General features: G+C 62.8%; 7 protein-coding genes and 1 pseudogene. 4 read left to right on the top strand and 4 right to left on the bottom strand.

Going from position 1 to position 7,568, the window contains the following annotated elements:
- Window positions 1-620 (top strand): annotated as a pseudogene (locus PM2_RS30970) (DEAD/DEAH box helicase); the annotation flags it as partial.
- A gap of 51 nt (window positions 621-671) precedes the next feature.
- On the opposite strand, the gene PM2_RS09585 reads toward PM2_RS30970, so the two are convergent.
- The 3 genes from PM2_RS09585 to PM2_RS09575 form a co-directional block, all read right to left on the bottom strand.
- Window positions 672-1,250, bottom strand: coding sequence for a YceI family protein (locus PM2_RS09585; RefSeq protein WP_016712403.1), 579 nt, complete (start codon window positions 1,248-1,250; stop codon window positions 672-674).
- A gap of 32 nt (window positions 1,251-1,282) precedes the next feature.
- Complete coding sequence (locus PM2_RS09580) at window positions 1,283-1,834, bottom strand: cytochrome b (RefSeq protein ID WP_028698469.1); 552 nt, start codon at window positions 1,832-1,834, stop codon at window positions 1,283-1,285.
- Between the two features lie 211 nt (window positions 1,835-2,045).
- Window positions 2,046-3,902 (bottom strand): flavin monoamine oxidase family protein, encoded by a 1,857-nt coding sequence (locus PM2_RS09575; protein ID WP_016712405.1) that lies wholly within the window; start codon window positions 3,900-3,902, stop codon window positions 2,046-2,048.
- Between the two features lie 210 nt (window positions 3,903-4,112).
- Here PM2_RS09575 and PM2_RS09570 point away from each other — a divergent pair, with 210 nt between their 5' ends.
- The 3 genes from PM2_RS09570 to PM2_RS09560 all read left to right on the top strand — a co-directional run bounded on the left by PM2_RS09570 (window position 4,113) and on the right by PM2_RS09560 (window position 6,920).
- Entirely contained in the window at window positions 4,113-4,604 is a 492-nt protein-coding gene (locus PM2_RS09570; RefSeq protein WP_016712406.1) for a hypothetical protein, read from the top strand.
- Window positions 4,605-4,683: 79 nt separating this feature from the next.
- Entirely contained in the window at window positions 4,684-6,090 is a 1,407-nt protein-coding gene (locus PM2_RS09565) for an adenosylmethionine--8-amino-7-oxononanoate transaminase (protein ID WP_016712407.1), read from the top strand.
- Between the two features lie 110 nt (window positions 6,091-6,200).
- Window positions 6,201-6,920: a 16S rRNA (uracil(1498)-N(3))-methyltransferase gene (locus PM2_RS09560; RefSeq protein WP_028698468.1), complete on the top strand. Its 720-nt coding sequence runs from the start codon at window positions 6,201-6,203 to the stop codon at window positions 6,918-6,920.
- On the opposite strand, the gene trhA is transcribed toward PM2_RS09560, so the two are convergent.
- Window positions 6,921-7,538: a PAQR family membrane homeostasis protein TrhA gene (trhA, locus tag PM2_RS09555; RefSeq protein ID WP_016712409.1), complete on the bottom strand. Its 618-nt coding sequence runs from the start codon at window positions 7,536-7,538 to the stop codon at window positions 6,921-6,923. It lies immediately after the preceding gene.
- Between the last annotated feature and the right edge of the window lie 30 nt (window positions 7,539-7,568).

The following is a 7,568-nucleotide window of genomic DNA, read 5'->3' as shown; positions in this document are numbered from 1 at the left end:
AAGGCAAGGCCAAGCAGCAGGCTGCGGACAAGCCAGCCGACAAGGAAAAGAGCGGCGACAAGCAACAACTGCCGCGCAAGCCGCGTGACAAGAAGCCGCGCCAGCAACAGCAACAGGCCAGCAACAGCAGCGTACCGAAAGCGCCAGCTGACCGTGACCCGGAAGAGTTCCTGGACGACGATATCGACAACTTCGGTAACCGCGCTGACTACGTCAGCCCCTACCAGGGCAAGAACCAGGGCCGCAACCGCCGCCCAGGTGGTGGTGCCAGCCAAGGTCAGGGCCAGGGCAATGGCCAGCGCAGCAATGCCGGTGGCCAGGGCCAGGCTCGCAGTGGTGGCCAGCAGCGCAGCGGTAGCGGCGGCGAAAAACGCCCGCCTCGCGCCAACAACGGTAGCGGTGCCCGTCGCGATGGCGGCGGCGCAGGCCGTGGCCGCCCTGCCCGTGACGATGCCGCCCGGCAAGAGCCGGCCGTGCGCAACCCGCGCCAGCCGGAAAAACAGCCGGTCATCATCCGCAAGGAATCCAAGCTCGACCGTTACCCAACGCCTGAGCAGCTGGATGACCTGCCAAGCCGCCCGCGCGGTGAGCGCCCAGCCTTGTTGACCCGAAAAGGCTAAGAAACGAAAACGCCGCCCAATGGGCGGCGTTTTTTATTGCCGAAGCATCACTTACTTCTGCTTCACACCTTCAACACTGATATCAAGGTCCAGGGTCTGCGAAGTAGCACCCGGGCCTTTGATACCGAAGTCGTTCAGGTTCAGGGTGGTGGTGGCGTTAAAGCCAGCACGCTCGCCGCCCCATGGGTCCTTGCCTTCACCGTTGAAGGTAGCCTTGAAGGTGACCGGCTTGGTCACGCCGTGCAGGGTCAGGTCGCCGGTCACGTCAGCCGTCTTGTCGCCAGTCGACTTGACGCTGGTGGAGACAAACTTGGCTTCCGGGTACTTCTTCACGTCGAGGAAATCGGCACTGGCGATGTGCTTGTCACGCTCGGCGTGGTTCGACCACAGGCTGGCGGTTTTCAGGTCGACGTTGATCTTGCTGGCTTCAGGCTTGGCGCTGTCCCAAGTGAAATTACCGTCGAAGTCCTTGAAGGTACCGTGGATGAAGCTGTAGCCCAGGTGGCTGATTTTCCAGTCAACGAACGCGTGCTGGCCTTCCTTGTCGATCTTGTACTCGGCAGCCATGGCCTGGCCAGCGCAGAGCAGTGCGGTACCGAGCGCCAGAGCGGCAAAAGTCTTTTTCAACATCCTGTTCCTTCCTATGCAATTGAGGTTGAGGGTCAAGCTTTGCGGCCCAGCATGCGGGTCAGGGTCGCGTCACGGTCGATGAAATGGTGCTTGAGCGCTGCCAGGGCATGCAGCACGGCAAAAATGACCAGGCCCCAGGCCAGCCACAGGTGAATCACACCCGCCACGTCTGCCTGATCGGGCAAGTCGCTGATCAATGCCGGCACTTCGAACAGGCCGAACACCGGAATGCCGACGCCGTCGGCGGTGGAAATCAGGTAACCGGCCGCCATCACCGCAAACAGCCCAAGGTACAGGGCCAGATGCCCCAGCTTGGCCGCCAGGCGGGTGAAGGCGCCATGGTTGGCCGGCGCCGGAGGTGGCGGGCTGACGAAACGCCAGACTACGCGCAGCAACATCACCGCCAACAGCACCAGGCCGATGCTCTTGTGCAGGTCCGGGCCGGCTTTGCGCCAAGGGCTGTAATAGTCGAGGCCGACCATCCACAAGCCCAGGCCAAACAGGCCGAAGACTGCCAGCGCCACACCCCAGTGCAGGAGTATGCTGACCACGCCGTAGCGAGAAGATGAATTGCGCAGTTGCATGTTGGCGTGTTTCCCCGTGAAAGCTGTGCACAGACTAACGCGAAATGTATCGAAGAAAAGCGGAAAAAATTGCTTCGGATTATCGATAAATCCGATAGTTATTCTGTAACCTTCCCATTAAGGAAACATTAACGATAGCCGGGGTGTTCAAGGTTGCCAGTGCCGGCCTGTTCGCGGGTTTACCCGCGAAAGGGGCGGCACTGGCAATAAATCAACCCGCCTTGGCCTGGGTATTGGCCACAGGTTTCTTGGTCGGTTCGGACTTGGCCGTTGCCTTCTTGGTCTCGGCAGGCTTGTGCGCGGGCTTGTGCGCCGGCGCATGCTTGGCCGGGGCCGCCTTGGTCGCTGCTGGCTTGGCAGCCGCCTCCTTGACCACAGGTGCAGGCGCAACCGGTGCCGGCGCGGCTTGTGGAGCTGGCGCGGGTGCCGGCGCCACTTCCTCAGCCTTGGCGATCGGCTCTGCCTTCGCTTGCGGCTTGTCCGCCCCGCCAAACAGGCGCTTGAAGAAGCCCGGCTTGTCCTGCTTGGCCTCTTCGACCTTTTTCGGCTCCTCTTTCACTGGCGCCTTGTCAGCCTTGTCGGACGAACCACCGAACAGATTGGAGAAGAAACCACCCTTGCTTTGCTTGGCGGCCACCGCACCAGCTGCCGCTGCCGCCGCAACCGGCGCCGCTTTGGCCGGGTCGAACGACTTGCCGGCCAACAGGTCCTGCACCTGGCTGGCCGCACGCTGGCCGCTGCGCAGGGCGCCTTCCAGGGTGCCAGGGTACAGGGCATCGGTATGCTCACCGGCAAAGGTGATGCGTTGCACCGGGCGCTCCCACAAGCGCCAGTACTTGCTGATCTGCCCTGGGCCATAAGCCAGGTAGGCGCCGCCGGTGCCGGCGTCGGTGCTGTAGCGCTTGAGCTCGTAACCGGTAAACGCACCACGGGCCTGTGGGTAGAACGCATGCAGGCGGATCAGCACCTGGTCGACCATCTGCTTGTCGCCAAATGCCTGCAGCAGGCGGGCGTTGTCGCCGGACAGGTTGATCACCACGTTGGCGCCGCCCTTGAGCGCAGGCTCGATCCACAGCATGCCGAGGCCGGCGTTACTGAAGATTTCGCCCGACATGCGTGCGCGGCTTTCCCACACGGGCTTCTTGAACTTGAGCATCAGCTGGTCGCGCCAGCCATAGTTGGTGCCCTTCAACGCTGCCAGGTGCTGGTTGTCCAGGCCCGGGGTCATCTGGATCTTGGCCAGGGCGCGCAGCGGCACGGCCATGACCAGGTAATCGGCCTGGTAGCCCACGCTGCCGACTTTTACCGTTACCCCGTCCTTGTCCTGGACAATGGCGGTGACCGGCGAGCTGGTCTTGATGGTTTTCAGCTGTTTGACGAAAGCCTGGGCCAGCACCGGGCTGCCACCCGGCAGGCGTGCGGCACGCAGGTCGCGGTCGCTGACGCCACGGTACACGCGGTTCTGCTGGGCGAAGTACAGCAGCGAGAGGCGTGACGGCTCATCGTAGCGGGTACGGATCTGCTGGTTGACCAACTGACGGGCCGTGGCCGGCAACTGCAACTTGTCGAGCCAGGTGGAGACGTTGATCTGGTCGAGGGCAAACAATGTGCTGGTTGCCTGCGGGTTCAGCGGGTCGTCGATGGAGCGGGCCAGGTCGTCGAGGGTTTTCTCGTAGCGCTTGAGTGCTTCGGCGGTAGCAGGCTGCTTGGTGGCCAGGTCGGTGGCGCTGAAATACTCGCCGTCGATCAGGTAACCGGGGGTACGCACGAACTCCGGCGCCGGCAGTGTTTCAAGCTTGAAACGGTCCAGGTACTGGTTAAGCACCGGCTGCGCCTTGGCGTTGCCGATCCATTCGCTGGTGGCCAGGCCCGAACGCCCGCCCATGCCCGACTTGGCTTCCAGCAGAGTCACCTGCCAGCCTTTGTTCTGCAGCTCGTAGGCTGCCGTCAGGCCTGCCAGGCCGCCGCCCACCACAATTGCCGTGGGCGTCTTGTCCTTTGCCAGCGCGGCGCCGCTGGACACACCAATCAATACCAACGCGCACAGGCGCACCCAAGCAGCAGCCATGTCGGCGAACTCCGAGTCAGAGGTTACAGATACGGGAAGAGGCAGGAATGCCCCGAGAGAGATGCGTTAAGAATACGTCACCTCCGCCAACCCTGCCAGCGCAGTGACATCAAGTGCTTTTGGCAACTGACATTTTTGCCAGTAGCCCGGTCACACAGCGGCAAGTGAAACTGACGAAGGTGGCCAGAGCCCCGCCAGGAGGGCACGAACATGATCTTCGAGGAGCACTTTCAACACGTCGAACGGCAGTTTTTGTGGCACAAGCAAACGCTTCGAACAGCCTCTGGCCTGAGTATCCGCTCCAACAGCACCTCATGGACCGGCTTTCATGAAGCGTTCAAGGGCGAAGACGGCACCGAACTGGTCATTGGTGAGCACAGCGATGTGGAGATCACCTTCGCTCAGGAAGTCGCATGCCTGCGGCTGGAGTACTATGTGGTCAGCGATTTCCTCTGTGACGACCTGAACATGCTGTTCGATGCCGACAATAATGACTACGACCTGATTGCTCCGGCGCCGCGCCACTTCTACTGGCTCACCCTGGAAGGCTACGGCGTCCGTGACCTGCGCCCCGGGCCTATTGCGACGTCTCCCTATCACCAGGTGATCGATGGGCCTTTCCGGCGGCTGACCATCTCCACCTCGCAGGCAGGGACCGTACACATCCGCAAGCTTGAATGGACCGGCACCCACCGCCATTGAACGCAAGCGGTTGTCGTGCCCTGCGGCATTGCTTAGGCTTACGCGGTCGAACCACGCCGCAAAGCCAGGAGAAGTGCCCATGGGCCTCAATGATCAGTGGATGCAACGCGACCTCAAGGTCCTGTGGCACCCCTGCACCCAGATGAAAGACCACGAGCAGCTGCCGCTGATCCCGATCAAGCGCGGCGAAGGCGTGTGGCTGGAGGACTTCGAAGGCAAGCGCTACCTGGACGCGGTGAGCAGCTGGTGGGTCAACGTGTTCGGCCATGCCAACCCGCGCATAAACCAGCGCATCAAGGACCAGGTCGACCAGCTGGAACATGTGATTCTGGCCGGTTTCAGCCACCAGCCTGTGATCGAGCTGTCCGAGCGCCTGGTGGCCATGACCCCAGCCGGGCTCGACCGGGTGTTCTACGCCGACAATGGCTCGTCGTGCATCGAAGTGGCGCTGAAGATGAGCTTCCACTACTGGCAGAACGTCGGCAAGCCAGGCAAGAAGCGCTTCGTGACCCTGACCAACAGCTACCACGGCGAAACCATTGCCGCCATGTCGGTGGGCGATGTGCCGTTGTTCACCGAAACCTACAAGGCGCTGCTGCTGGACACTCTCAAGGTGCCCAGCCCCGACTGCTACCTGCGCCCCGAGGGCATGGGCTGGGAAGAGCACTCGCGCAACATGTTCCAGGCCATGGAACAGACCCTGGCCGAGCATCACGCCTCCATCAGCGCCGTGATCGTCGAGCCACTGATCCAGGGCGCTGGCGGCATGCGCATGTACCACCCGGTGTACCTCAAGCTGCTGCGTGAGGCCTGCGACCGCTACGACGTGCACCTGATCCACGACGAGATCGCCGTGGGCTTTGGCCGCACCGGCACGATGTTCGCCTGTGAACAGGCGGGCATCCGCCCGGACTTCCTGTGCCTGTCCAAGGCGCTGACCGGTGGTTACCTGCCGTTGGCCGCCTGCCTGACCACCGACAAGGTGTACCAGGCGTTCTACGACGACTACCCGACCCTGCGCGCGTTCCTGCACTCGCACAGCTACACCGGCAACCCGCTGGCATGTGCTGCAGCGCTGGCGACCCTGGACATCTTTGAACAGGACAACGTGATCGAGGCCAACAAGGCCTTGGCTACGCGCATGGCAACGGCGACTGCACACCTGGCCGATCATGCTCACGTTGCCGAAATTCGCCAGACCGGCATGGCCCTGGCCATCGAGATGGTCAAGGACAAGGCTGGCAAGGTTGCCTACCCGTGGCAGGAGCGGCGTGGCCTGAAGGTGTTCGAGCATGCCCTGACCCGCGGTGCCCTGCTGCGCCCGCTGGGCAGCGTGGTCTACTTCCTGCCGCCTTACGTGATCACACCCGAGCAGATCGACTTCCTGGCGGAAGTGGCCAGTGAAGGCATCGACATCGCTACCCGGGAAAGCGTCAGCGTTGCGGTGCCGGCCAACTTCCACCCCGACTTCCGCGACCCGGGCTAGGCCCGGCAGTTCGCCACATCACTTTTCCTGTGGGAGCGAGCGCGCTGCCTGCTTCGCGGGCATGCCCGCTCCCACAGGGGATCTGCGTCTCTCTTCTACCGAGCAAATCCATGAGACTGTCCCGCTTCTTCATCGACGCCCCCCTGAGCCTTGGCGAGCACGACCTGCCCGAAGCCCAGGCCCACTACATCGGCCGCGTACTGCGCATGGCCCCCGGCGACGCCGTGCAGCTGTTCGACGGCAGCGGCCAGGAATACCTCGGCCAGTTGCTCGAAGTGGGCAAGAAAACCGTACGCGTCAACCTCGACCAGGCACTGCCTGGCCAGGCCGATTCGCCACTGCATGTACACCTCGGCCAGGGCCTGTCCCGTGGCGAGCGCATGGACTGGGCGATCCAGAAAGCCACCGAACTGGGCGCCAACGAAATCACCCCGATCGTCAGCGAGCGCTGCGAAGTGCGGCTGAAGGACGAACGCGCCGACAAACGCCTGACCCACTGGCGCCAAGTGGCAATCAGCGCTTGTGAACAATGCGGTCGCTCGACCTTGCCCGTCATTCACCCGCCGATCACGCTGGCCGAGTGGCTGAACAGCACCAAGGCCGACCTGAAACTGGTACTGCACCCGGTGGCCGAGCCGCTCACCAGCCACGACAAGCCTGCCAACCTGGCCTTCCTGATCGGCCCCGAAGGCGGCCTGAGCGAAGGCGAAGTCGAGCACGCCAAAGCATCCGGCTTTCATGCCGCACGCCTCGGCCCACGGGTGCTACGCACCGAGACCGCGCCAGTGGTGGCGCTGTCGGTGGCACAACAGCTTTGGGGCGATTTTTAACTAGCGTACGTAGAACGACACCGCCACGAAGTGCATGAGGCTGCCGGCGATCACGAACAGGTGCCAGATGCCGTGCCCATGGCGCAAGCGGCTATCCAAGGCGAAGAAGATGATGCCGACGGTGTAGAACACCCCGCCGGCAGCCAGCCAGGCAAAACCGGCAGTGCCCAGCGAGTGGAGCAATGGCTTGACCGCCACCAGCACGATCCAGCCCATCACCGCATAGATGATGATCGACAGAACCCGCGCCTCGGAGCGCGGTTTGATCTCTTGCAGCATGCCGATTACCGCCAGCCCCCAGACCACGCCAAACAGGCTCCAGCCCCAGGGGCCGCGCAGGCTGACCAGGCAGAAGGGTGTGTAGCTGCCAGCGATCAGCAGGTAGATCGACAGGTGATCGAGCTTGCGCATGATCACCTTCGCCCGCCCGCGGGTGCTGTGGTACAGGGTGGAGATGCTGTACAGCAACAGCAGCGTGCTGCCGTAGATGGAGAAACTGACAATCTTCCACGGGTCGCCTTGCAGGCCCGCGACCACGATCAGCCAGATGGCACCGATACAGGCCAGGACAGCACCGACCAGGTGGGTCCAGGCGTTGAAGCGTTCACCGTAATACATGCAAACACAGACCTCCTGAGGTGGGCTGGG

This window comes from Pseudomonas monteilii NBRC 103158 = DSM 14164 (assembly GCF_000730605.1).
GTDB classification, from domain to species: domain Bacteria; phylum Pseudomonadota; class Gammaproteobacteria; order Pseudomonadales; family Pseudomonadaceae; genus Aquipseudomonas; species Aquipseudomonas monteilii.
The sequence above is the reverse complement of the archived record's forward strand: the minus strand, read 5'-3'. Positions and strand labels throughout refer to the sequence as shown.

Coding starts and splice junctions, on each gene's coding strand:
- PM2_RS09585 (WP_016712403.1), bottom strand. CDS start 1,250: ATGTTGAAAAAGACTTTTGCCGCTCTGGCGCTCGGTACCGCACTGCTC.
- PM2_RS09580 (WP_028698469.1), bottom strand. CDS start 1,834: ATGCAACTGCGCAATTCATCTTCTCGCTACGGCGTGGTCAGCATACTC.
- PM2_RS09575 (WP_016712405.1), bottom strand. CDS start 3,902: ATGGCTGCTGCTTGGGTGCGCCTGTGCGCGTTGGTATTGATTGGTGTG.
- PM2_RS09570 (WP_016712406.1), top strand. CDS start 4,113: ATGATCTTCGAGGAGCACTTTCAACACGTCGAACGGCAGTTTTTGTGG.
- PM2_RS09565 (WP_016712407.1), top strand. CDS start 4,684: ATGGGCCTCAATGATCAGTGGATGCAACGCGACCTCAAGGTCCTGTGG.
- PM2_RS09560 (WP_028698468.1), top strand. CDS start 6,201: ATGAGACTGTCCCGCTTCTTCATCGACGCCCCCCTGAGCCTTGGCGAG.
- trhA (WP_016712409.1), bottom strand. CDS start 7,538: ATGTATTACGGTGAACGCTTCAACGCCTGGACCCACCTGGTCGGTGCT.